At 39.2% G+C, this 301-nt stretch carries 1 protein-coding gene; it reads right to left on the bottom strand.

Annotation, left to right across the window (positions count from 1 at the left end; genetic code table 11):
- Nucleotides 1–4 precede the first annotated feature (4 nt).
- Nucleotides 5–301: PTS system mannose/fructose/N-acetylgalactosamine-transporter subunit IIB (locus tag C1G53_RS01830; protein WP_161941346.1), on the bottom strand; the 297-nt coding region annotated here is incomplete at its 5' end.

Here is a 301-nt window from a genome sequence, read left to right as displayed (position 1 = left end):
CGATTTATTGAACGTTTGCCTTGTTGATAAGTTCAAACAAGTCTTTCTTCGAATCGTTTGGTACTTTACGCACATCAAATTCAACGCCAAGGTCACGCAATTTTTCAAAGGTTGCAACGTCATCTTTGTCCATTGACAATACGTTGTTAACCATTGTTTTACCAGTTGAGTGAGCCATAGAACCAACGTTCAATTCTTTGATTTCAACACCACCTTCAATTGCTTCAAGAGCTTCTTGAGGAGTTTCGAAAAGAATCAAGGCGTGTGTGTTACCGAATCGAGGGTCTTTAGAAACCTCAAT

It is taken from the genome of Streptococcus suis (assembly GCF_002960445.1).
Lineage (GTDB): Bacteria > Bacillota > Bacilli > Lactobacillales > Streptococcaceae > Streptococcus > Streptococcus hyiners.
Note: the sequence above shows the minus strand (reverse complement) of the source record. Positions and strands in the feature narration are given on the sequence as shown.